General features: G+C 56.9%; 25 protein-coding genes. 9 read left to right on the forward strand and 16 right to left on the reverse strand.

Annotation, left to right across the window (positions count from 1 at the left end; genetic code table 11):
• Positions 1-52 precede the first annotated feature (52 nt).
• On the forward strand, positions 53-349 hold the full coding sequence (locus IDH41_RS22405) for a hypothetical protein (RefSeq protein ID WP_190865062.1): 297 nt from the start codon (positions 53-55) through the stop codon (positions 347-349).
• 172 nt (positions 350-521) lie between these two features.
• Entirely contained in the window at positions 522-899 is a 378-nt protein-coding gene (locus tag IDH41_RS22410; RefSeq protein WP_190865064.1) for a hypothetical protein, read from the forward strand.
• Positions 900-1,200: 301 nt separating this feature from the next.
• Here the strand turns inward: IDH41_RS22410 and IDH41_RS22415 are convergent, their stop codons facing one another.
• Positions 1,201-1,593, reverse strand: coding sequence for a hypothetical protein (locus tag IDH41_RS22415; protein WP_190865065.1), 393 nt, complete (start codon positions 1,591-1,593; stop codon positions 1,201-1,203).
• 161 nt (positions 1,594-1,754) lie between these two features.
• Between IDH41_RS22415 and IDH41_RS22420 the strand changes: the two genes are divergently transcribed.
• Together IDH41_RS22420 and IDH41_RS22425 are read left to right on the forward strand one after the other, a co-directional pair.
• Positions 1,755-2,117, forward strand: a complete 363-nt coding sequence (locus tag IDH41_RS22420) for a hypothetical protein (protein WP_190865067.1) — start codon at positions 1,755-1,757, stop codon at positions 2,115-2,117.
• A 156-nt stretch (positions 2,118-2,273) separates the two neighbouring features.
• The gene (locus IDH41_RS22425; protein WP_190865069.1) at positions 2,274-3,515 is read left to right on the forward strand and encodes an alpha/beta hydrolase family protein; all 1,242 of its coding nucleotides are present in this window, start codon (positions 2,274-2,276) and stop codon (positions 3,513-3,515) included.
• A 184-nt stretch (positions 3,516-3,699) separates the two neighbouring features.
• Here the strand turns inward: IDH41_RS22425 and IDH41_RS22430 are convergent, their stop codons facing one another.
• A complete protein-coding gene (locus tag IDH41_RS22430; RefSeq protein ID WP_190865071.1) occupies positions 3,700-4,959 on the reverse strand; it encodes an ATP-binding protein in 1,260 nt (419 codons plus the stop codon).
• Between the two features lie 144 nt (positions 4,960-5,103).
• On the opposite strand from IDH41_RS22430, the gene IDH41_RS22435 reads away from it, so the two are divergent.
• Entirely contained in the window at positions 5,104-6,147 is a 1,044-nt protein-coding gene (locus tag IDH41_RS22435; RefSeq protein ID WP_190865073.1) for a hypothetical protein, read from the forward strand.
• Positions 6,148-6,615: 468 nt separating this feature from the next.
• Positions 6,616-7,020, forward strand: coding sequence for a VOC family protein (locus tag IDH41_RS22440; RefSeq protein WP_190865075.1), 405 nt, complete (start codon positions 6,616-6,618; stop codon positions 7,018-7,020).
• Positions 7,021-7,201: 181 nt separating this feature from the next.
• Here the strand turns inward: IDH41_RS22440 and IDH41_RS22445 are convergent, their stop codons facing one another.
• From IDH41_RS22445 to IDH41_RS22460, 4 genes are read right to left on the reverse strand one after another with little or no spacing between them, the layout of a single operon-like run.
• The gene (locus IDH41_RS22445; protein ID WP_190865077.1) at positions 7,202-8,629 is read right to left on the reverse strand and encodes an ABC transporter substrate-binding protein; all 1,428 of its coding nucleotides are present in this window, start codon (positions 8,627-8,629) and stop codon (positions 7,202-7,204) included.
• 36 nt (positions 8,630-8,665) lie between these two features.
• On the reverse strand, positions 8,666-9,742 hold the full coding sequence (locus IDH41_RS22450; RefSeq protein ID WP_190865079.1) for an efflux RND transporter periplasmic adaptor subunit: 1,077 nt from the start codon (positions 9,740-9,742) through the stop codon (positions 8,666-8,668).
• 41 nt (positions 9,743-9,783) lie between these two features.
• The gene (locus tag IDH41_RS22455; protein ID WP_190865081.1) at positions 9,784-10,656 is read right to left on the reverse strand and encodes a carbohydrate ABC transporter permease; all 873 of its coding nucleotides are present in this window, start codon (positions 10,654-10,656) and stop codon (positions 9,784-9,786) included.
• Positions 10,653-11,528: a carbohydrate ABC transporter permease gene (locus IDH41_RS22460; RefSeq protein WP_223829964.1), complete on the reverse strand. Its 876-nt coding sequence runs from the start codon at positions 11,526-11,528 to the stop codon at positions 10,653-10,655. The genes IDH41_RS22455 and IDH41_RS22460 overlap by 4 nt, the downstream gene beginning before the upstream one ends.
• A 180-nt stretch (positions 11,529-11,708) precedes the next feature.
• Here IDH41_RS22460 and IDH41_RS22465 point away from each other — a divergent pair, with 180 nt between their 5' ends.
• On the forward strand, positions 11,709-12,404 hold the full coding sequence (locus IDH41_RS22465) for a response regulator transcription factor (RefSeq protein ID WP_190865085.1): 696 nt from the start codon (positions 11,709-11,711) through the stop codon (positions 12,402-12,404).
• Positions 12,401-14,035, forward strand: a complete 1,635-nt coding sequence (locus tag IDH41_RS32015; protein WP_190865087.1) for a sensor histidine kinase — start codon at positions 12,401-12,403, stop codon at positions 14,033-14,035. The genes IDH41_RS22465 and IDH41_RS32015 overlap by 4 nt, the downstream gene beginning before the upstream one ends.
• On the opposite strand, the gene IDH41_RS22475 is transcribed toward IDH41_RS32015, so the two are convergent.
• Genes IDH41_RS22475 through IDH41_RS22495 form a run of 5 tightly spaced genes read right to left on the reverse strand, consistent with a single transcriptional unit; the run spans position 13,986 to position 17,467 of the window.
• Entirely contained in the window at positions 13,986-14,249 is a 264-nt protein-coding gene (locus IDH41_RS22475; protein ID WP_190865089.1) for a hypothetical protein, read from the reverse strand. The two genes, IDH41_RS32015 and IDH41_RS22475, sit on opposite strands and share 50 nt — an antisense overlap.
• Positions 14,250-14,251: 2 nt before the next feature.
• The gene (locus tag IDH41_RS22480; protein WP_190865091.1) at positions 14,252-15,499 is read right to left on the reverse strand and encodes a hypothetical protein; all 1,248 of its coding nucleotides are present in this window, start codon (positions 15,497-15,499) and stop codon (positions 14,252-14,254) included.
• 51 nt (positions 15,500-15,550) lie between these two features.
• Positions 15,551-16,390, reverse strand: coding sequence for a hypothetical protein (locus IDH41_RS22485; protein WP_190865093.1), 840 nt, complete (start codon positions 16,388-16,390; stop codon positions 15,551-15,553).
• Positions 16,387-17,076: an ATP-binding cassette domain-containing protein gene (locus tag IDH41_RS22490; RefSeq protein WP_190865094.1), complete on the reverse strand. Its 690-nt coding sequence runs from the start codon at positions 17,074-17,076 to the stop codon at positions 16,387-16,389. Before IDH41_RS22490 ends, IDH41_RS22485 begins: the two co-directional genes overlap by 4 nt.
• Positions 17,069-17,467: a GntR family transcriptional regulator gene (locus IDH41_RS22495; protein ID WP_190865095.1), complete on the reverse strand. Its 399-nt coding sequence runs from the start codon at positions 17,465-17,467 to the stop codon at positions 17,069-17,071. Before IDH41_RS22495 ends, IDH41_RS22490 begins: the two co-directional genes overlap by 8 nt.
• A 344-nt stretch (positions 17,468-17,811) precedes the next feature.
• On the opposite strand from IDH41_RS22495, the gene IDH41_RS22500 reads away from it, so the two are divergent.
• Positions 17,812-18,351 (forward strand): DoxX family membrane protein, encoded by a 540-nt coding sequence (locus IDH41_RS22500; RefSeq protein WP_190865096.1) that lies wholly within the window; start codon positions 17,812-17,814, stop codon positions 18,349-18,351.
• Positions 18,352-18,476: 125 nt separating this feature from the next.
• On the opposite strand, the gene IDH41_RS22505 is transcribed toward IDH41_RS22500, so the two are convergent.
• The 5 genes from IDH41_RS22505 to IDH41_RS22525 form a co-directional block, all read right to left on the reverse strand.
• Entirely contained in the window at positions 18,477-18,782 is a 306-nt protein-coding gene (locus IDH41_RS22505; protein WP_190865097.1) for a hypothetical protein, read from the reverse strand.
• A 140-nt stretch (positions 18,783-18,922) separates the two neighbouring features.
• Positions 18,923-20,170 (reverse strand): alpha-L-fucosidase, encoded by a 1,248-nt coding sequence (locus IDH41_RS22510; protein ID WP_190865098.1) that lies wholly within the window; start codon positions 20,168-20,170, stop codon positions 18,923-18,925.
• A 34-nt stretch (positions 20,171-20,204) separates the two neighbouring features.
• The gene (locus IDH41_RS22515; RefSeq protein ID WP_190865100.1) at positions 20,205-21,107 is read right to left on the reverse strand and encodes a carbohydrate ABC transporter permease; all 903 of its coding nucleotides are present in this window, start codon (positions 21,105-21,107) and stop codon (positions 20,205-20,207) included.
• A gap of 14 nt (positions 21,108-21,121) precedes the next feature.
• Positions 21,122-21,967: an ABC transporter permease gene (locus IDH41_RS22520; RefSeq protein ID WP_223829965.1), complete on the reverse strand. Its 846-nt coding sequence runs from the start codon at positions 21,965-21,967 to the stop codon at positions 21,122-21,124.
• A 141-nt stretch (positions 21,968-22,108) separates the two neighbouring features.
• Complete coding sequence (locus IDH41_RS22525; RefSeq protein WP_190865102.1) at positions 22,109-23,839, reverse strand: type 2 periplasmic-binding domain-containing protein; 1,731 nt, start codon at positions 23,837-23,839, stop codon at positions 22,109-22,111.
• Positions 23,840-23,882: the final 43 nt, after the last annotated feature.

Consider the following 23,882-nt stretch of genomic DNA (forward strand, 5'->3'; position numbering starts at 1 on the left):
TATACTGGATAGGTGAACGATCGTCTTCACTTCGAACGGGAGGTACGAGACAATGAAGAAAGAGCATACGGTCCATTTCAAAATCATTCGAGGCAGCGAGACGAAGCATTTGACGGGCCTCATCTTCCTGGAGGAGAATGAGCAGCCTACCCTTCAGGATTTTGCCGAATGCCTGAAGCAGTGCGGCCACGACGTGCGCGTGGAGAACGAGGAGCAGTTCATATTCCGTGCGAATAAGCCCGGGGAGGACTACCTGATCGACGTCTTGGAGGACTATAAGCCGAGTACGAAAGATCCGCTTGCCGAAAATTTGGCCAAAAGCTTCATCAAGAAGACCCCCTACCTATAACCGAAACCGCGCGGCGAATCTGCAAGCCAAAGGCCCCAGTTCGCCGCGCGGTCCTACCTCAATTTTAAGACTTTGGAAATATTTGCAATAACCCTTCCTTGTGTTACGCTTTCAACATATCCAAAATCACCAAGCCCACAGCAAGGTGCATTGACGAGAAAGTTGGTGGCCCGTGCGTAACGCCGAAGCAGTCACAGCCGTATTCATTATTTTAATTTCATTGCCGATTTGCCTCGTCGCCTTTCTGGTCATCCGGCAATCGTTTCAACCCAACCGCGAGATCAAGCAAATTTTGAAAAACGGGGTGCCCAAGGAAGCGACGATCGCCTCCATCCGGCAGACCGATACCGAGATCAACGGCCATCCCGAGGTGTTTATCGGCCTATCGATCGCCAGGGAACACGGAGAGCCTCTCCGCACGATCATTAAAACCGCCATCCAGATGGTCCATATTCCTAAGTACCAGCCCGGCCGCAAAGTGAGGGTCAAGGTGCTGGAGATCGACGGGAAGATCAAGGTCGCGCTCGAAGACGCCTCGACCATCAGCTGATTGCGGCGCGGCGGAAGCCCTCTCTGCTTTACGGAGCGGCAGGCCGCGCCATACGAATAAACGATTGTGCCGGTATGGACATAAGTCCGGTGCGCATAGCGATAAGGCGACGGTCCGCAGGCCATCGCCTTTTTTGATCTTGCCCGTGCCCGGCCTTGAACAGCATCATGAATAGCTTACGCTTTGTATCCGTTCCCGAAGACGGACATTGGTCCAAGACTATGCGCCAATTTCTATCGAAGAGCCTTCCGGACTGCCTGCCAGGCGCGACGGAGGGCTTTTCCGCTTGCTTATCATGCACCTACTTCTTCTTCGCGGAGCGCACGATCCAATATACGGCCTCGACGACCAAGCCGACGGCGAAGCCGGCCACAACCGCCTCCAGGAAGGCGAACAGGCTGATCAAATCCTCCCAGCCGGTCCTATTCCGGGCATACGACGCCATCATAATCAGGCCGGCCGCCATCCCGAGCGTCGAAAGCAGCCACAAGCGCCGGGCGCCGAGCCATCCGGCGAAGCCGATCAGAAACGACAAAATGACGGCGAGCAGCATGAACCGGAAAGCATGGACGCCCGTGAACGTCTGCCCCAGCAAGGCGAATCGGATCAGCCACAGCAGGATGCTGACGACGAGCGACGATACGCCCGCGTAAACCCACCATTGGCCGCTTCTCGCGGCCGGAAGCCAGCGCATTTCTTATCCCCTTTCTCAAGCAAAGCGTTGTTGCTTATATAAACGGCCGAAGCGGCCGCTTTGTTTCGCCCCCTCCGTTAAAATAAGGCCTCGGATACACTGGCAAATCCGAATCTAGCGAATAGTATATATTGCTAGATTACTAGGAGGTGGTAGAGTATATGGTGTTACAACTTAACGGTATCGTAGGGGGCAAGAAGGCCATTCCGGTTGGCCCGGGCCAAACGTTCATGCTGCAGCAAATCGTGATCAACGTTCCGAACGGCAAGAAGCTGACGTTAAAAACCGCGAACTTCCTGCTCGACAACGAAGCGTTCGCCATCAAGGTCGAAGCCAATCCGTCGCCCGGCAAATTCGTCGCCAGAGGGGGATTCGGCGATCTGAAGCCGAACAAAGTTCTCTTCCGCAACAACACCGGCGACGGCGTGATCATCTTCCTGACCGTAAGCGCCGTGAACACGTCGCGCAAATCCCAGACATTAAGCCGCAACGACAGCTGGCTGTTCCGCCTCTCTCGCTGCTAGCAAAGGCGCCGCGTCTCCCGTCCGTCATGGACGGGAGTTTTTTTTGAGGAATTCGACTTAAGTCCAGTTCGGCGCCGGACCCCGATCGGTTTCAATATTTTGGCAGAACGTTTATCCTTTACATGTTACGGAACATGATGCAAAGGATGTGCAAGGATGAAAACGAAACGCCTGGCCAGAGCCGCTCTCCTCTTCTTCTCCATTCTGCTCGTTCTATTGGCGGCCTCGCTGTTCTACCTCCTTCCGAAAAAGCTGTTTCGCGAGCCGAGCGGCCCGTACTCCGTCGGCACGACGATTCGTTACGCCGTCGATGCCGCGCGCGACGAGATCCTGTCGCCGCAGCCGGGCGACAAGCGGGAGCTCCTGCTGCAAATTTGGTACCCGGCGGCCGACAACGACTTGCCGAGGGCAAGCTACGGCACGCATATGCCGGAGACGATCGCCGCCATGTCGGACGACCTCGGCGTTCCGTCCTTCCTGCTCCGCCATCTCGAAGACGTCCGCTCCTATTCCGCCCTTAACGCTCCGATGTCCGGCGAGGAGAGCGCCTATCCCGTTATTTTATTCTCCCACGGCTTCGGCCTGTACGGCTTCCAGAATACGTTCCAAATGGAAGAGCTCGCCTCCCAAGGCTATATCGTCGCGGCGATCCAGCATCCGTACCATTCCGTGCTGACCGTGTTCGAGGACGGGCGAACCGCCGCGGCGCCGCCGAACGAGCTGCCGCCCTTCGAGCAGTTCATGGCAATGAACGACATGCTGAACGGCATCTGGGTCAAGGATGCGCAATTCGTGCTGGATGAGCTGGAGAGGCTGAACCGGGGCGGCGAAGACGGACTGCTGTCGCAGCGGCTCGACCTCGCGAAGGTCGGGATGCTCGGCCATTCCTACGGCGGAGCGGCGGCGGCCCAGATGCTTCTGCTCGACCCGCGGGTGAAGGCCGCGGTCAACCTTGACGGTTCGCTGACGGGAACGGGCCGAATACCGGCGACCGGCTTCGGCAAGCCTTACATGCAGCTGTCGACCGAACAAGCGCCGCAAGACGGCGACTCCTTCTCCGAAGCGCCATTGCAGGATGCGGGCTTCCCGCAGGAAGAAATCGAGCGGCACCAAGCCTTCCTGCAGACGTACGCCGACAATCAGCGGAACGCCCTGCGGAACGGCGGCTATCATGTCCGGCTCAAAGGCGCGTCGCATTACACGTTTACCGACATCGTCCTCTATTCCCCGATCGTGCCCTTCGTGCTCAAAGACAAAATCGACGCCAAGGCCGCCCACGACGCCATCAACGAATACACGCTCGCGTTTTTCGATCACGCGCTGCGGGGCATCGGTTCCCCGCTACCGGATCGTCCGTCGACCGATGCCGCCGAAGTTGCGGTTAACGGCGACGCCTAGTACGCCTAGTCCATCCACGAAGAAACGGCTGCCGCCAAGGCCAATCCGGCCTTGCGGCGGCCGTTTTTTTGCGCATATTGACCGCGGCGGTCCGGAAGCTTTCAGTAAACGTTCAGTCGAGATTGCCTCGTTGTTCCTCCTCAGCTACTGGGCCCAGCGGAAGTTCGTCTATTAAGCCGCAGCGCTAAGCGACGTTCGGGAAGATCAGCTTGAATTCGGTTCCTTTGCCGAGCTCGCTCTTCATGTCGATTTTGCCGCTCATCTTCCTGATGATGCCGAACGATACCATCGTGCCGAGGCCGGTTCCCTTCTCCTTCGTGGAGTAATAGGGCGTGCCCAGCCGCTTCATCTGCTCGGCGGTCATGCCGTGGCCGGTGTCGCTGATGACGATGACCGCTTGGCCGTTCAGCTTGTCGGTCTTCAGGTCCAGCACGCCCCCGCCCTGCATCGCCTCAATCGCGTTTTTGCCGATGTTCACCATGGCTTGCCGGAATTTGTAGCGGTCTCCCACGACGCAAGGCGCCTGCTCCTCCGCCAATGCGACGTTGATTTGGATGTTGTTGTAGTTGGCATAGGTCAGCAGCACGTTCGCCAAATATTGAACCTCGTCGTTCAAATTGATGCTCTCGATCACTTCCGGATCGGGCTTGGCGAGCGAGAGATAGTCGGTAATGATGAGCTCGGCCCGGTCCAGCTCGTCGAAGCATATTCTTTTGTAATAGTCCTTCTTCCCGCTATCGAGCTCGGCCGTGCCCAACAATTGAATGAAGCCCCTGACCGTCGTGAGCGGATTGCGGATTTCGTGGGCGACGGAAGCGGCCATGTCCCCGACGATTTTCATTTTTTCGCTTTTAAAAAACTCTTCCTGCATGTAATAATACTTTTTCAGGAACTCGATGACGTAGACGCTAAGCCCGACGATGACGCCCTGCAGCAAATAGGTTTGCAAGGTCGCCCACGGCTTGCTCATCAGCAAGCCGAGCTGGCCGATCATCGTGAGGTAGAGGCCGAAGGTCAGCAGCTTGACGAGGGTGCAGAGCGTGACGGCCATTGCGATCTTCCCCGCCAGTCTTAGCGAGCTGAAATACCGCAGAAACCAAACGACCAGGGCAAAGCTCGGCAGCAAGCCGATGGCGTAGTAAAGCTCGTTGGGATTGCCCATGAAATAACGGCACGCGAGCAGCGTCGCGTACAGGAGCGAAGCGACCTGCCAGCCGCCGTAAAGCGAACCTACGCTTAACGGAATGGAGCGGAAGTCGTAGGTTAACCCGTTCAGATTAACCGGAATCGACATGGTGAGGACGAGGGCCGTCGAGAACAGAAGATAAATAAAAAGCCGGTACAGCAGCGTTCGGCTTTTCGTTTTGAAAATATACGGAAACATAAGCAACGGGGTAAAAATGACGAAAATGTTCAAAATAAAATCTTTTAAGTAGCTCAGCATGAATGCCCCCAGCTTACGACGTCTTGAATGATTGAATCGTCATCGATAACATTATCAATATATCATAAATAGGAGAAATTGAGAGGGGCCAAACGTAAGATTGCCGCCCGAAATTCGATTAAGATCACGCAAAGGATGGTGCCCATGAAAATAGGATTCGCACGACTGATCGCCGCTGAGTGGGTGGCGGGAAACGCCGGTCGGTTCCCCGGATTCCTCGGGGCTTATTTCAGCGGCTCGACGGTCGGGCTGCCGGACGACGCGGAGCTTCCGGCGTCGTCGGATGTCGACGTCGTTATCGTTATCGAGCAGGCCGAACCGCCGGTCAAGCTTGGCAAATTCGCATACCGGGATACGCTCATCGAAGCGACGTACCTGTCGATGGATCAGCTCCGATCGGCCGAGGAGGTGCTGTCGTCTTACCATCTGGCCGGCAGCTTTCGGATCGATACGGTCATATCCGATCCGACCGGGCGGCTGCGCGAGCTGCAGGCCGAGGTAGCCCGCCGCTTCGCGGAGCCGGAATGGGTCCGCCGCCGCTGCTTGAACGCCCGGCAGCGGATCGAGCGCGGGCTGCGGGCCGTCGACCCGTCCGCTCCGCTGCACGAGAGGGTGACGTCGTGGCTGTTCCCGACCGGCGTCACGACGCATGTGCTGCTCGTCGCCGCGCTCCGCAACCCTACCGTCCGTCTCCGTTATGCCGCCGCGCGCGACGTTCTTGCCGCATACGGGCAAGACGGGCTCTACCCGGAGCTGCTGGAACTGCTTGGCTGCGAGCGGATGACGCCGGAACGCGCCCTCCGTCACCTGGACGGGCTTGCCCGGACATTCGACGCCGCGGCGGCCGCCGCCAGGACGCCCTTCTTCTTCAGCAGCGACATTACGGCCTCGGCGCGGCCGATCGCGATCGACGGCAGCCGCGCGCTCATCCGGTCCGGCCTCCATCGCGAAGCCGTGTTCTGGATCGTCGCCACGTACGCGCGCTGCCACGCCATTCTTGCCGCGGACGCGCCGCCGGACGTGCGGCGCGAGCTCGTCCCGGCCTTTGAGGCCGTCGTCGCCGATCTCGGAGTCGCTGCCTCCGCCGACCTTCTTCGCCGCGCGGACGACGTCCTCGCCTTCCTGCCTCGGCTGTGGGACGCCGCCGAGGCGATCATGGCCGCCAACCCGGCCATTACGGGGAGGTAGCGCCGGAGAGGGCGCGACTAGTCGGTGGTGGCCGGGGCAACCGTCGGGGGCGGCGCTTTTTGCGCCGGATTCCGGCTGCCGGGAGGGCATCAGATCTAATTTTTGGATCTGATCGCCCGTTCCGGGCCGGCTTGGCCCGATCAGGTCTAATTTTTAGACCTGATTCGCCGTTTAGTCGCTTTTTGCGCCGGATTCCGGCTTCCGGGAGGGCATCAGATCTAATTTTTGGATCTGATCGCCCGTTCCGGGCCCGCTTGGCCCGATCAGGTCTAATTTTTAGACCTGATTCACCAGAGGGGTGCGAACGGCGATTGATGCGTATCGCATATGGGATGCGAGACGGCAGACGTTCTACGGAACCGCGGGCATACTCGGCGAAACCTAGCAATAAGAAGAAACGCGGCGGCTTCCGCTATGCTAAATTAGGCTTGTACGATTCGAAATCAAAACCGGAAGGGTGTTTGGAAGATGGGCGTGTTGAAGCCTTACCTGCTCTCGGAGGATGCGAGAGCGCAAGCCGATTTCTACGTGCAGGCGCTCGGCGGAGAGATCATGTTCCTAAGCACGCACGGGGAGTTGATGGGCGCGCAGAACGAGCTTAAGAACAAGGTCGTGCATATGTGCGTGGTCGTGGCCGGGGGAAATCCGATCTTCATGGCGGATGCGATCGAGCCGATCGCCCAAGGGACGAACTTCTCGCTGTCGATCGAATACAAAACGGAAGCCGAAGCGCGCGATGCGTTCGACAAGATCTCGGCGGGCGGCCGGGTAAAGTACCCTTTTGCCCTGCAGCCGTTCGGCCTCTATTTGGGCGAAGCCGCCGATCAGTTCGGCGTCATTTGGATGATTACCGCAGAGCCGCAAGCGGAGTAGCGAAGTTTGGCGGACAAAAAATAAGAGTGAGGCAGTGTCGAACCTGCTCCACTCTTTTTTTATCGGCTACTCGAACAGCCCGACCGGGTACAGGAAAATGAACAGCGTTAACAACGGAGCGACGTAACGATCGCAGAAGCATCCACGACACGCATCTCCCGCTTCCGGATTCTTAACCGAGCTATTCGTTCAAATACGTGTTGATCCGGCTCGCGAGCGTGCCCGCCACCGCTTCGGCGGATTTGCTGCCGGAGAAATAAGCCGCCGACTCCTCGGCGATCATGCTCATCACCTTCGGATCCTGATTGCTGTATTTGCCGACGCTCGGCATCAAGCTCTTGATCTTCTCGACATCCTCGTCGGTCAGCGTCGGGGTGATCGTCTCGCCGTCCTTGTTCCGCAGCATGATGCTGGGCCCTTTGCCTTCGCCGCCGCCGCTGCCGGAGTTCGCCAGCATCTCCTTCGTCTCCGTCAGCTTGTTGCCGAGCGCGGCCTTATTCACCGGAAAATTCATCAGCGCTCTGGACGACTGCATCTCCTCGGAGAGCAGGAATTTGACGAACGACCACGCGGCATCCTTCACTTCCGACTTCGCGTTCAGTCCTAGCACCTGTCCCGATTTGAACGGAATGCCCTCGTCCTCGCCCGTTCCCGGCGGACGGATCATATCCTGCGGCTCTCCTCCTCCTGCCTGCGGCATAATCGCGGCATCCATCGGAGAGGCCATGCCCGCCTGCCTGAAGCTCGCGTTGGCCGGCCCCATCATTTCCTTGGTCGCGAAGCCGCCGTCGTAGAGATGCTTGATTTTCTCCATGTACGTTTGGAACAGGCCCGCGTCGAACGCCGCGGCGTCGCCGTCTTTCTTGACCAGCTGCCCGTAAAGCGATTCGGCCAAATAGCCGAGCAGCGCTTCGGGCTCCATCGCCGCAATGCCGAATTTGCCGTCGGTGCTCGTCTGTTCGATCAGCTCGACGAACTGGTCCCATGTCCACGTCTTCTCGTCCAGCCCGTTCTGCTCAAGAAGGGACAGGTCCCCCAGCATCGCGCTTAGCGAGAACGAGGTCGGAATGCCGTACCAGCCGCCTCCATTCGAAACGGCCGCAAACACGTTCTCGTAATACTCCGATTTATTGAAGCTTGCGTCCGCGCCGACGAGAGCGTTCCAATCCGCCAGCAGCCCTTTGTCCGCGTACTTGCCGACCGGGAGATATTCGACGGAAATAATGTCCGCGGCGTTGCCCGACATGATCGCGGTATTGACGCTGCTCGCGTATTTGTCCACGTCCTCTTTCTTCGGGCCTTCCTCCGTTCCCGGACCTTTGCGGATCATCATCTTGTCGCCGCCGCTCGTATCGGCGGGCACGATCTCTTCGATTTGAACGTCGATGTCCGGGTTCGCGGCTTCGAACTTCTGCTCCGCTTCCGTCAGGAAGCGGTCCTTGGTCAGGACGCTCATCGTGACGGCCGTCCTGCCGTCCGCCGCTGGCGCGTCCTCCGATACCGGCGGGGCTTCTCCCGCCCCGTCGTCCGTTTTGCCTCCCGAGCATGCCGTCATGGCGGCGCACATCAGAACGAGCGCCCCGGATTGCCAAGCTTTTCTTTTTACCATATCGATTCCTCCTGGCTTCATTGAATTTGCCGATCGTTAATAACGGACGCGGTCGCCGTCGCCGATCGGTTCGCTGGATTCCGTAACGTACGATTCGTCCGGCATCAGACCGTCCGCCACGACCGTGTCGCCGTTCTCATCCTTGACGGTGATATAGGTTTTGCTGACATAATAAGCGGTGCCGAGCGGGCCGTCCTTCTCGGACACCGTGTACACGAAATAGCCTTCATTGTCTTGTTCCAGCACGTCCTTCGGAATTTGCATCCCGAACGACTTGCTCTGGTTCACGATATGGACGGAGGCCTTCAGCCCCGGCTTCAGTGCGGCGTCCAACACGTCGAAGGTGATCCGTTTGTTGCCGCTCTCCGCCTCCGCCGCATCCTCGATTTCGGAAATGCTCCCTTCCACGGTTCTGCGCGGCTCTTCGTCGAGCTGAACCTTGACCGCATCGCCGATGCGGAGCATCGAAGCGTCGTCGCCGTCCGCCGTAATGGAAAATTGGTAGCCGGAGGAATCGTCGGCGACTTCGACGACCGGCTGTCCGCGGCCCGCGGAGGCGCCCTCGGAGGCGTTGACCGCCGTAACGACGCCGTCGACGGGCGATTTCAGCGTGCCGCCTTCGGCGATCAGCTTCTGCAGGTCGGCGATTTTGCGCTCCTGCACCTGCATGTCCAGCTGCTGCATTTCGATGTCGCGCTTCTGGTTGTCGATGCCGACGGGATCGCCTTCCCGCAGCATCGTTTTGAGCTGGTCGGCCATTTTGTCCAGCTGCAGCTTCTGCTGCTCGTAGCGGGTCCGCTCGTCCTGCAGCGTCCGCTCCGTCGATGACGTATCGAACGTGACGAGCGGGTCGCCCCGCTTCACCCGGTCGTTCTTGCTCTTCAAGACCCGCTCGACCTTCCAGTCCCCTTCCGGATACAACTGGGCCGTCTGCCCAGGCTCCAGAAAGCCTTCGCCCGTCACGGTCAAATCGAGCCCGCCCGTATCGGGCTTGTCGACCGACACCTTGGGCAGCGACAAGCCCTGTATCGTATTGGACAGAAACGTAAGCGCGAGAAGGCCGAGGAAAAAAAAGCCGATCAGCCAGCGAAGCGCCTGTTTGCGTCGTTGCATGTTCGAATGATCACCTCCCCCTTCGTTTAATGAGCCCGGCGTCAGCCTTTGATGCCCGACATTTGAATGCCCTCCACCAGATGCTCTTCGCCGTAGAGGAAGAGAAAGACCACCGGCGTCATGTAGAGGACGGAAGCCGCGAACGCGACCCCCCGCGCCCCTTCGGCGATATTCGCCAGGTAGACGGACAGCGGCTGGCGGACCGTCTCGGCCAGAAACAAAATCGGCTGCTCCACCATGTTCCAGTTATCCACGAACGACAGTAGGATGAGCGCCGCCACCCCCGGCCTCGCGAGCGGCAGCACGATATGCAGGAAGGCCCTAAGATAGCCCGCGCCGTCGATCTTCGCCGCCTCCAGATAGGCGTCCGGTATGCCCGACATGAATTGCCGCATCAGGAAGACGCCGAACGAGGCGAAGATGCCGGGCAGCACGATCGCGCCGTAATGGTTCAATAGGCCAAGCTTATCCGCGACGAGATAGTTCGGGACGAGCGTCACCTGGAACGGCATGAGCATCGTCAGCAGGTAGACGAAGAAGAGCTTGTCTCTTCCGGGAAAAGCCAGCTTCGCGAACGCGAATCCGGCCAACGTGCCGACGGCCGCCTGCCCGAGTATGATCGGCAGCGTCAGCTTGACCGAGTTCCAGAAATGCAGCAAAAACTTCGGCCGCTTCAGCAGCACTTCGCCGAATTGGGACAGCGAGACCTGCTCCGGAATGAGGCGGATGGCCGCATGCTTGCCGGCTTCTGCGGAATCGCCGCCGCCAAGCGCCTCGTAATGGCGGCCGATCTCATCCTCTGACATGAACGAGTTGGTTGCCGTCAGCACGACGGGGAACAGCATCGCCGCCGCGAGCAGGCCGAGAAAGACGAATTTGATGCCGGTCAACGCGTTTCGCATTGCAATCGTCATTGTTCGAGCGCCCTCCTTGACCGTCGTTCCGCCGCAAACAGGACGTACACCGTCGCCCCGATCACGATCGCCAGCAGGACGGCCGCCGCCGTCAGCTTCGGATAGTCCAGCGCCTGAAACATGTTGTTCATAAAATGCTGCAGCGTGTAGATCGTGTCATACGGGTAGGGGCCTGCTACCAGGTACGTTTCGCGGAACACCTTGAACGACGAAACGATGCTCATGACGATGACGAAGAACGACGTCGGCGCGAGACCCGGCACCGTAATATGCCGGAACTTGCGGATCGCGCCCGCGCCGTCGATCGACGCCGACTCGTACTGCTCCGCCGGAATGTTGGCAAGGCCCGCGAGAAATACGATCAGGTTGTAGCCGGCGTTTTTCCACAGAAAGACGAGCAGCATGACGGCGAGCGCCCACCCGGTATTCATCCAGTCGACGGGCTCGACGCCCCATTTCAGGAACAGGCCGTTCACCGCTCCGTTCCACTGCAGCAGCGTCTGCCACACGAGAATGATAGACGCGACGGGCACGACCATCGGCAGCAGGAACATCGACCGGAACGTCTGGCGGAAGGGCAGCGCCCCCTTAAGCAGCATGGCAAGGCCCAGAGATACCGCGAAGAGCAGCGGCACGCTGACGCCGGCGAACATCAGGGAGTTCACGAAGGCTTTGCGGAAGGAGCCGCTCGCCCATAACGCCCGGTAGTTGTCGAAGCCGACGAGGTTGCCGTTCACGGGATTGTCTATTATCGAATAATAGGCGACCGCCCCGAACGGAATAATGAAAAACAGAAGAAACCCGGCAAGGCTCGGCGCAAGGAACAGCAGCACGAATGGCGCGTCCCGCCGGTATTGTCGATGCCGTCTCAAATGACCGCCTCCTTTCAAGGGCTCGCTTCGTACGCGCTTTGGCCGCTGGCACGATCCCATCATAGTCGCTTTGTGTGACAGCCGTGTGACAGCGCCAACCGTGACAAACGCGTACAAGCTCGCTTACAATAAGGCTGTAAAAATCGATTCGGAAGCAACGAAGGGGAAGGACGGGTCCGTATGAAACCGAAAGTGCTCATCGTCGAGGACGAACGGCGCCTCCGCGAGCTGGTCGCCGATTATTTGGAGGAGGAAGGGTTCGATTGGCGCGAGTGCGCGCGGGGGGACCTCGCCTTGGACGCGTTCCGGCAGCATGCGCCGAATCTCGTCATTCTCGATATTTTGATGCCGGGGCTGGACGGCTACGACGTCTGCGAAGCGATCCGGAAAGAGTCGGACGTGCCGATCGTGTTCCTGACGGCCAAGTCCGAGGAGGACGACAAGCTGCTCGGGTACGATCTGGGCGCCGACGATTACGTGACGAAGCCCTTCAGCCCGAAAGTGCTCGTGGCGAAAATAAAAGCGCTGCTGAAACGGGCGGAGACGGCGAAGCTGGCCCTTCCTCCCGCAGCCGAAGCGGAACGGATGGAAATGGACGGGCTGTCGCTCGATATGACGGCGAGAGAAGCGGCGCTGAACGGCAAGCCCCTCGAGCTGTCGCCCAAGGAATTCGATCTGCTGCTCCATTTCGCGCGCAACCGCAACCGCGTCCTCAGCCGCGATATGCTGCTGGACGCCGTATGGGGATACGACTACGAGGGGTATGTCCGGACGGTCGACACTTACGTGAAGCGGCTGAGGCAGAAGCTCGGGGATCGGGCGGACCTGATCGTTACGCTGCGGGGCAACGGGTACCGGATGAAGGTGGCGCCGTGACCAAATGGCTATCCTCCGTCGCGTTCAGGCTGTTCGCCGTCACCTTTCTGGTCATCATGCTGCTGCTCGGGACGCTGCTCGCCGTGCTGGCCGGCAGCTTCGGCTCGTTCTACGAGCGGCGGCAGATCAAGGATATCACGGTGCAGATGAGCGCGATCCGGGACCGGTACGCGGCGGAAGGAAGCCAGTCCGTTAACAGACGCGGATTCCCTCCTTATTTTTTTCGATTCGAAGACGACTATTATGCGCTAACCTCGCTGGTGACCTTGAGCGAGGGAAAAATTCTTGTTCAACGGGACAGGCAGAAGGACGTCGATATTTCAGAAAACGAAGCTTCGGGCGGTTGGCCGCCTAATCCCCTGTTTCAGCTGCCGGCTCCAGGTCCCGAGGAACAACATTTCAGACTTACGCAAGCCCTGCAGGAATGGCACAGGGACGAACAGGCTTTCGCCCGGGTGATGATGGAGCGGGAGACGCTGGTGTACCGTTCGGAGGGAGAAGGATTGTCCGCATACGGATCGGATCAGCTGATCGCCGTCGCTCCGGTCGAGACCGACGGGCAAGGCGGCGGAACCGTCATCTTCGCCGTCTCGTCGCTGCAGCCGGTCATCGGGGCCGCGAGCGCCATACGCGACTTCTCATGGTATGCGTTCGGCATCGCGTTCGCGCTTATGCCCGTGCTCGTCTTTCTGTACGCCGGCATTCTGACCCGCCCTCTCCGTTCGCTCAACGAGCTGGCCGGCAGGCTGGCGACGCTGGACTTCTCCTCTCGCATCCGCTGGCGGCGCAAGGACGAGATCGGCGAGCTGGCCAGGACGTTCGACTTCCTGGCGGACAACCTGCAGACGGCGCTGGCCGAGCTGCACGAAGCGAACGAGAAGCTGAGGGAGGATATCGAGCGGGAGAAGGCGCTGGAGCGGATGCGCCGGGACTTCGTGGCCGGGGTGTCGCATGAGCTCAAAACGCCGCTCAGCCTGATCGGAGGTTATGCGGAGGGCTTGCAGGATAATATCGGGGACGGCGCCAAACGGGCGAGGTACGCGGAGGTCATTCTGGACGAGACGCGCAACATGTCCGCGATCGTCGCCGACATGCTGGATTTGTCCCAGCTCGAATCCGGCCAGTACCGGCTGGTCCGGGAGCCGTTCGATGCGGCGGAGCTGATCCGGGAATCGGCCGAACGCGCGGAGACGCTCGGGGCGGCGGGCGGCGTCCGGGTATTGACGGTGCTGCCCGCGGAAGCGGATGGCAAGGTCGAGGTGGACGCGGACCGGTTCCGGATCGGCCAGGTGCTGACCAATCTGGTCACGAACGCGGTGCGGCATGCGCCGCCCGGTGGAAAGGTGACGGTAGCGGCCGTACGGGACGGCGGGGAATGGCGGATTGCCGTCCATAACGAGGGGGATCCGATTCCGGAGAAGGAGCTCCCGCGGATCTGGAGCCAGTTCTACCGCGTCGACAAATCGCGCGCCCGCGAGAGCGGCGGCACCGGCATCGGGCTTGCGATCGTGAAGCAAATCCTCGAGCTGCACGGCAGCCGGTACGATGCCCGCAACGAACGGGGAGGCGTGACGTTCGCCTTCACGCTTCCCGCGAAAGCGCCGCGGCGGCTGCCGCAAGCGAAACCTTGATCGCGGCTTTCTTCGTCCGGCCGCGCAGCGCTTCCGCCGGCTCGTCCGCGAGCCCGCCTAAGCTGCCGATCTCGAGCAGCGCCGCCTTGGCCGCCTCCTCCGCGAGCCGGCCGTCTTGCAGCATGAAGTAGGCAACTTGATAGGCGTACGGCTCCAGCCGTCTCAGCATTTCAACCTTCTCGGGGCTAACGGCGGTTATCGTCGTATCGCGCATGATCAGCCCTCGGACCGAGCGGCAATCGATAAATTGAGCAGATGGAGATTTTCGATCATCTCCTGTTCCGTCTGCTTGCGCTCCCCGGTCTCGACGATCCTGCCCTTGTACAGCAGCTCGCCGGTCGCCAGATCCAGGACGGCCGCTCCCGGAATGCCAATCGGATCGACGGTCGTCAAGTAAACGCGGCCGCCGTGAATTTGGACGATATTGATATCCGCGCCCAGCTGTCCGGCGGTTACCGTCGCATAAGCGTTCTCCCGCTCCTTCGTCTGCAGGTCGACTCTCGACAATACGACGCGCTGCGGGCCATATTCCGCGTCGTACAAATACTCCTGCTGCACGCTATGCGCTCTTTGGGCTTCGCCGGCCGTCTGCCAGAGCGGCTCCGGCAACTCGGCGTATTCGCCTGTGCGATACGAGTAGGCATAATGCTTCTCGCTAAGCTTATCGCCCACTACCCCGGCGTTCTCGCCCGTTCGATCGATTCGATATTCTTTCGCGACGATGAACACCGTATCGTTCGGCGCGGCAACGCGATCGGAAGCGACGAGCTCGAGATGAACATCCTTGTTCTCCTCGTTCATGGGCCAGCCTCCCAATATCGACTCCCGCAGCATCTCTCCCGTATGGATGTCAAATATGCAGACCACATATTCCATCGAGACGCCCATGCCCTTATAATTCGAGAACAGGACATGCACCTCGTCTCCTACGCGCTGCACGTCATGCACGGACAGCTGACTGTCGTCGGGCGGTTCCTTAACCGTCCGCTCGAATTTCGTCGCCTTGCCCGTATTTTCGCGAAGAATCGATAGCCTGACGACGGACGATTGGTCGCTTTCTCCCAAATTTTTCGTATCCGATTCGGCGTAAATGACCAGCTCGTCATCGCGGTAGAAGCCGCGCTCGTTCCCTTTGCCGCGCATGAACGATTTGTGATCGTCGATCAGCTGCCGCATATCCGGATCGTGATAGAACCATGACCCCAATCCCAGCATCTCGCTGCGGTAGGTTCTATTCTTTTGTCCTCCGTATTCGCTCCCGCTGCTGGTCACGCTCAAGGGTTGCGAGCGCATATCGCCGTATTGAGAGCCCATGAGACGAATGACTTCGCCTTCCGCGGGATCCCCTTGCACCGTTTCAAGCCTATATTCGGGCAGATGATTGCGGCTGCCGAACGCATAATAACCGCCGATCCCGCTTATCGCGAGCACGGCTATAAGAATGGATATCCCGTAACGCCTCATAACCTTTCCCTCCAAATCGTTATAACCCTGCGCCCGCTCGGCGGCATTGGCCTACACCGTAATCTTCCTGGCCAGGAGCCTCGTTCCAAGCCATACCGACACCCCGCCGACAAGCGCGCACATGGCGAGCTCGATCGCATACACCTCTGCCGGGTAGAAATAGGTGTACGGCACTTCCACGCCAAGAAAAATAATCGGGAACGCGACCGCGAGCGCGCATGCGCCCAGGTACAGCAAGCCGTACAAGATCCCGATGCCGCGGTAGCTCCGCTCCAGCAGTATCGCGGTGAAGATCGCCAGCACCACGATCGTTCCGAGTCCGTAGCTGTACAGGAACTGCTCGAACTTCCGCGGAATCAGCTCCGCCAGCGCCTGATTGATGCCGATGACGTCCACGATATGGGAATCCGCCCTCAGATCCGCGGGAACGACGAGCTTGAAGACGAGATGCTCGATCGGCAGCAGCGCCAGCTGGAACGAGACCATCCCGAAGACGAACAGAAGAAACGCGGTTAACTTGGCAAAATAAAGATTGCGCCGCGCCGACGGCAGCATGAGCAGCCGGTAGATGAACGTGCTGCGCCCGATCCAGTCGCGGTACCAAATGATAAATACATACAACCCGAGCACCGCCATGCTGAGCAGCATCGGCAAAATGAACCAGAGCTGCGTATTGAACATCGCCCACTCGAACGTCAGCAGATCCGGCGCGGGGGCCGGGATGGAGCTGTTCCCTATATCTTGCGGCAGCCGATATTCCCGTCTGGACAGCTCAGACGCGAGCGTCGCGATTAACCCCCCGAATTGGAAAATCGCCGTAATGCCCATCAGCGCGGCAATTACCCAGCGGAAACGGTGCACCTCCATGTGCACCAGCTTCAAATAACTCATGCCCGGTACACCTCCCTCATAACGTCGATGACCGACTTGCCTTCGGCGCCGCGCATCTCGTCGCAGTCGAACGCCCGCTCGACCTTCCCGCCTTGCAGCAGCACGGCCCGATCGATCAGATGCTCCATTTCCCCGATCTCATGCGTCGTGAACAGCACGCCCCGCCCTTCGATCAGCTCGCTCGTGAACACTTCCGTAATCGCTTCTCGGCTGAACAGGTCGATGCCCGCGAACGGTTCGTCCATCAGAATATAATCCGAATCCTGGCTAAGGCCGAGCAGCAGATTGAACTTCGCCGCGGTTCCCTTCGACAGGCTGCCGATCCGGTCCGAATACGACAAGCCGAAGAACCGCATCAGCTCGCCCGCGCGCTCGCCGTTCCAGCCGGCGTAGAAATCCGCCATGAAGCGGTGCGCCTCGATCAGCTTCATGCCGGACGGCATCGTCAGGCGGTCGGGGACGAAGGCGACCTTCTCGTACAGCTTAGGGCCCGGCGCTTGTCCGTCAATGCGGATCGAGCCGCCCGCGATCGGCGTCAGCCCCATGATCGCCTTCAGTATCGTCGACTTGCCCGCGCCGTTTAAGCCGATGAGGCAGGTGATTTGCCCCTTATCGGCGGCGAAGGTCACGCCGCTTAGCACGTCGCGGCGGCGGTACCGCTTGCGGATGTCCGTCACCTCAATCATGCTCCGGCGCCTCCTCGTATTTCCGTTTGACCAGCTGCAGCAGCTCGTCGATCGGAACGTCGATTTTGCGCACGGACGCCACGAACGCCTGCACCGCCTCGCCGAGCAGTTCCGCCCTGATTCGGCTCAGCACCTCCGCGTCGCTCGTCACCTTGCTGGGCGAGTTTCCTTCCGTCATAATCAACCGCTGCTCCTCCATTTCCTTATAAGCTTTCTGCACCGTGTTCGGATTGATCTTCATCAGGGCGCCCAGCTCCCTCCTCGAGGGAACGACCTGCCCCGCCGATAGACGTCCCGTCGCGATTCGCTCTTTAAAATGCCGGACCACCTGCAAATAGACCGGGTCCCGGCTATTGAACGGAACTTCCTTCCACTCGTCGCCCGTGTTCATCGCGCTACCTCTCATTCGTCGCCAAGTGTGTGTACTATGTGGTTCATACACCATAACTGTATTATGCACACAGTACACTTTCGTGTCAATAGCTCCCGGAAGCGAGAACGATTGGACGCCTTCGTCGGAAAATAAATCTTTTCTAGTTTGTGATTTTAATCACAAACTTCGGAGGCAGCCGGTTGTATACTTAAGCCATCAAGAAAACAAAGAAGGTGAATCCGATGGAACGGAAATCCTCCCCATCCCGCCAATCGGCGGAGCGCTTATCTTCCCTTAGCCGGTCAACGAAACTGGATCGAAATCGAAACGAAGCTTAAACCATCATACGGGAGTGAACGATCATGATGAAATTTTGGAGAGAAAATGGATGGGCCGCCGGCTTGCTGACACTGCTCCGCTTCTTCCTCGGCTGCCAATGGCTGACTGCGGGATGGCACAAGCTGACGGGCGACGCGCCGTTCGACGCGACGGGCTTTCTTAAGGGGGCGCTCGCGAATCCGGTCCTCGACAAAGCGACCGGGGAAGCCGTTTACCCGACGTTCAATGCGTTCCTCGAAGCGTTCGCGCTGCCGAACGTGAAGCTGATTAACCTGCTTATCCCTTGGGGCGAATTTCTGGTCGGGCTCGGCCTCATCCTCGGCACCTTGACGGTAACCGCCGCGTTCTTCGGCCTGCTGATGAACTTTATGTTCATGTTCGCCGGCACCGTAAGCACGAACCCTGGGCTGACGCTGCTCGGCTTCCTGATCGTCGTGGCGGGAGCCAATGCCGGCCGCTTCGGGGTTGACCGGTACGCGCTGCCCCTGCTGCATAGATGGCTCGATCGCCTCTTCCGCCGCAAGCCGAAGCTGCCCGCGGACGGCGCGGGGCTGCAGCATTGACAGTGTTATCCACAAACTTGTGCACAATCTATCCACAAAATAAAGGAGCCATCTCAAAGGTCAGACTGTGACCTGAGAGATGGCTCCTTTAGCAACTTTCCTTCGGAGTCCCTGTCGCGCTTCCTTTATGTCCGCTCAGCCCCGCGTCCAATTCCCGCAGCCGCTCTAGCCAGCCCGTACACCATCAAGTACCCGGTGCTGATGATAAAAGTCGGCGACTCCAGCACGGAGTGGATCTCCGTCATATACACAGTGTTGTCTATCATGGTCCGTACGGCGGACGCGGAGATGACGGTTGAGGCTAGGAAAATCGCGATTGCGGCGAGGCTGCCGAACAGCTTCCTTCCCGTATTGCTCCGGTAGCTGATCCATCCGACAATCGCGGCTGCAATCGCAAGCCCGGCGCCGATAAGGATGATGAGCGCATTCATATTTCATTCACCTCTTTTACAGCTTGAGGCAAATGACCTAATCTTATACGGCAATAATTGACATACGAGCATGATCATTATCATTGACGGCCAACCGACTAAAGAATCGGAGCAGCACATGAATAAATGAACTTCATCATCTAGCAGTAGTATATCTCGGGCGACAATAGCTCGATTGGTCCAGAAGATTTTGTGACGCGGATAATAACTTGAACAGCTTCAATGGGAGGAACCGGTATAATTCTCTTGTGTCCAATCGTTCTGCCGATATGTACGACAGCGCTTTGATGTAGAACCGGCGCTTTAACCGCAATCTCGAATTCCTCGACATGCTCGCCCAATGTCAGGTCCTCTCTGAGAATGACATGGTTAATCAGCCTTCCCTTGTCCAGCTTGATGCTGAATCCGTTCTCCGTTTTCTCAACGGTACTGTCAATGGGATTTGCGAATTTTCTTCTTACCTCGTTACCGAATTCGATCAACCTTGACGCATCCACCTCCGGAAGCAGGCCTCTCCTGTCCGGACCGATATTGATCAGGAAATTGGCGCCTCTGCCGACGGAGTAATAATAAATACCCATCAGTTCCTCGACGCTTTTCACATGGTCGGTGTCATATTCACTGTAAAACCATTGATCGCGCATCATAAAGTCGCATTCGGCCGGCAGAAATTTTTGTTCGGAAAGACTGCTCGCCTCATCCGTCATCACGGAGAAGTCCAGTTCGGATACCAGGTTCGAATTGTTGAAGTGCGCGATGCCTCCCTCGTTGCCTACCCAGCGTACATCCGGATCCCACATGTTGAAGATAAGAATTTCCGGCTGCATCATACGGATCGCCTGAATAATTCTCGGTTCATCATAGTCATGCCCTTCCGAACCGCAGCCGTCGAACCAGAGATAATCGATTTTGCCGTAACCGGTCAGCAACTCGCCGATCTGGTTAATAAAATAGTCGTCATGCTCTTTCGGTGAACGTTCCGTATAACCCATTTCGGCAGGCGAGTAATAGAGACCGACTTTGATATCATGTTTGCGGCAGGCCTCGACGAATTCCTGTACAACGTCTCCCTTGCCGCCCTTCCAAGGGGTATTGTGGACGCCGTACTCCGTATATTTCGACGGCCAGTTCGCAAATCCGTCATGATGCTTGCAAACCAAAATCGCATATTTCCCGCCGGCAGCCTTTACGGTTCGAATCCAGCTTTCACAGTCCAGCTGTACCGGATTAAAGCCCTCAAGGGGCATGGGCTTGCCGTCCCAGTCCCGGTGCCCTTCATAGAATGTACGGATGCCAAAGTGGAAAAAGACTCCGATTTCCCAGCTCAAAAACTCCAGTTGTTGTCTGGTTGGCAAAAGTTGTTCTTTCGTCGGCAAAGTGTTGCTCATGACATCTCCTCCAATTTATAAATTTTCCGGCAAGCTATCCTTTAATGGCTCCTACCATGATGCCTTTGATGAAGAAACGCTGCATATACGGGTATACCAGCAGTATCGGAATGGTCGTGATCATGGTTACCGTAATTTGCACGCCGCGCGGCGTCAGACTTTTCTCCATCGTTCTCTTATAATCCTCGATATTGCCGCTCTCCTGGAGAAGCCTCGCAAGCGTCTGTGCCTCGTTAAGGTATTCGTAAAGCGTAAGCTGCAACGTTCTCAGATTATCCGAGCTGACGAAGATGTAATTGTCAAACCAGGAGTTCCAGTTGCCTACGGCGGAAAATACGGCGATCGTTGCGATAATCGGAAGGCACAGCGGCATGATGATTTTAGAAAATATCGTAAAATAACCCGCTCCATCGAGCATGGCCGATTCCTGAAGCGAGTCTGGCAGCGACTCGATAAAGGTTTTGATCAGAATGACATTGAAGGCTGCGATCGCGCCCGGAATGATATAAACGAAAAAATTGTTCAAAAGCCCATAATTTTTGATCACCAGGTAGTAAGGAATCAAACCGCCGCTTACATACATGGTCACCAGGAGCATACGATATAAAAATTTCCTTCCGGGCATTTCCGTTCTCGAGAACAAATAGCCAAGCAGCGCATTCAGAAATACGCTCAAAGCCGTACCCGTTACGGTTCGCATCACGGAGATAAAGAACGCATTGTATATGCCCTCCAGCTCCATCACTTTTTTGTAGTTGAAGAGCGTGAACCCTCTCGGAAACAGCGTAATTCCTTTTGCCGCAAGCGAAGGCTCGCTTATGGAATAAACAAGCATATACCAGAACGGGTACAAGCAAAGAATAATTAGCAATGCAAAAAATGCATAGTTGACGATATCAAACACCGTTCCGCCTAATGTACGACCGTATATTTTCATTCCCCACACCCCGATCAGAAAATACTTGAGCCTCTGACCTTCTTGGTAATGATATTCGCAATCACAAGAAGGATGATGCTGACAACCGACTTCAGTATTCCTACCGCAACGCCATAGGAATAGTCATGGTTGCTAATGCCGAGCCGGTAGACGTATAGATCAAGCACCTCAATGTTGTCGGCGGTCAAAGCATTCTTGTAGACCAAATATTGCTCCAAGCCAACGTTCAAGAAGTTTCCGATGCCGAGAATAAGCAAAACGATATAGGTGGGCATCAGGCCCGGAAGCGTGATGTGCAGCGCCGACTTGAATCTGCCCGCACCGTCAATGACGGCCGCTTCATACATTTCCTGATCGATTGAACTGATGCTGGCGACATAAACGATCGCGCTCCAGCCAAGCCCTTTCCAAATCCCGAGAACGGTCTGAAACCAATAGACGGCTTCGCCGTTGGTTAGAATATTGGTCGGGTTTGACACCAATCCGAGAGAAAACAATATCTGATTCAGTAAACCTTCTGTGGAAAATATCATAAACGTAAGCGAAAACACGATAATCCAGCTTACGAAGTTAGGCAGCGTCGTTGCGGTTTGAACGAACATTTTAAACCGTTTGAACCTGATTTCGTTCATCATTATGGCAAAAATCATCGGCAGAGGCGAGAGCGCAAGACCGATAAATGCAAAAATCAACGTGTTCTTCATGACGCGGATCATGTCCGCTTTGTCCGTGAAGATCAACTCAAAAAACTTGAAGCCTACAAACTCGTTCTCAAAAAGCGGAATGCCCGCCTTATAGTCGAAGAAAGCATAAATCCATCCGAACAATGGCATGTAGCTAAACAGAAACACCAATGCCATCAATGGAATCGCCATATACAGCAAGCCATATCGAGCATTATTCCTGTAATTCATAGTTCACCAGCTTTCTGTTGTAGGAACAAGGTGAGAAAGCCGCAAAATTTGGCGGCTTTCTCACTATTCGGCTTTTCTTGCCGATCATTATTTTTTATCTACAGACATGACATACTCCCTTGAAGCGTTCCATTGCTGCTGCCACCACTGCCAGGCCTTATCCGCTCCGGCGGCATTGATATCTTTGATAAATTTGTCGCGAGCTGCGTTGAACTCCTCGTCATTCTTGGCCATAACGAGCGTCGGGATGGCCTTTGTCGCGATTTCGTCCATCTTGGCGTCAATCCGCGAAATGTCGGACGGCGCGCCTCCGATTCCAATATTAATGGTGGCTGCAAGCGAGCTGCTCTGGTCGAAATGTTTGCCTTCGGCAACCATGTTCATCTGAAGCTGTCCGGGATATTCTACATTGTAGTGCTTGGCAAAGTCCTTTTGCAGAGGCGACAGAGTAGCTAAGAGCGCTTCCTTGGTTTGAAACAGATCATAGGCGTAACCATCCGGGTGCTTGGATTTCCCTCCCGCGCCTATGATATTGTGCATGCTTCCGATCCCGGTCTTGGACCATTCGTCGCTATTTCCTGAATTGCGCAAGTCGATCGTACTTTGCATAATCGTCGGTACGCCGTCCTTATACTCCCAGTGCTTGCCTTCGACTCCCGAGTAGTGAAGACGGTTGCCTTCCGGGCTGTCGAGGAAATCAAATAATTGTACCGCTTTTTCAATATTCTTCGATGTGGAAGTAATGAACATTTCCTTATCGCCCCAGCCGGCGATTGGACGTTCGCCATACCATGAATATTGGCCTTCCGCAGGAATCGCCATAAAACCTTTTATGGTATTCGGATCCGCTTGCTTCATCGCTTCATTGTATTTGCCTACGTCCCAGGTAATCTTGGCGCCAACATACTGGCCTCTTGCGGCTTTTTCATTCATTTCCTCGGACTTCATGGTGAAGCTGTCCGGATCGAAGAGTCCTTCGCGGTTGAGCCGGTTAAACAGCTTCATCGCCGCCCAGAACGGAGACTTATCCACATCGAGGTAGTTTTGGATCAGAGAGTTGTCCTTGACGCTCGATGCGTAACCCCAAGTTGTGTTGTTCACGTAACCCATGGTTGCAAATTTGCCAATGTTCCATTGCCACAGCCCGTCCGCACCCGGGATCCCCATGCCGTAAACCTTTTGACCAGTCTCGGTTTCGGGTTGCAAATCCCTCATCTGCTTCAGTACATGGATGTAATCGTCATCGTTTGCAATCTTGGGCGCGCCGAGCTGCTTGAACAGATCCCAACGAACGACGTAGCCTGCCCAGCCTTCCGAACCGATATCCCCGCCTTCCAAACTGGTGTTGGGCGTACGGAAGTATAGCTTCCCGTCTTCATTGCTTAAGAACTTGCGGACGATGTCGTTTCTAGTCGTGTAGGAATCGATGTTTGTACCGTACTCGTCAAGGTAGTCGTCCAGCGGCACCGCAAGCTTTGAATCAAGAACCTGTTGAACATAACTTACAGGAATGGCCATCATATCGGGAAGATCGTTGCCAGCCAGCGCAAGGTTCAGCTTATCCATATCATAGATTTCCCATTCGAGCTTGATGTTCAGTTTTTTTTCAATTTCGACCGTCATATCATCCGGCCACCATTTCTCGTCCATGAGATTGCTCCCGCCGAGCGCGCCGAAGGTGAGCGTGACCGTTTCGGAATTTTCTCCGCTTGGCTGATTTGAATTTGAGTTTGGATTCGGGGAATTCGTGCAAGCGGCCATAAGCATTCCAACCATGGATATAATGACCATAGAATTGATGAATTTCTTTGCCTTCATATTAAATCTCCCCCTTTGTTAAGGTTGTATGTAAAGCGCTTAC

Source organism: Paenibacillus arenilitoris (assembly GCF_014705655.1).
GTDB classification, from domain to species: Bacteria; Bacillota; Bacilli; order Paenibacillales; family Paenibacillaceae; genus Pristimantibacillus; species Pristimantibacillus arenilitoris.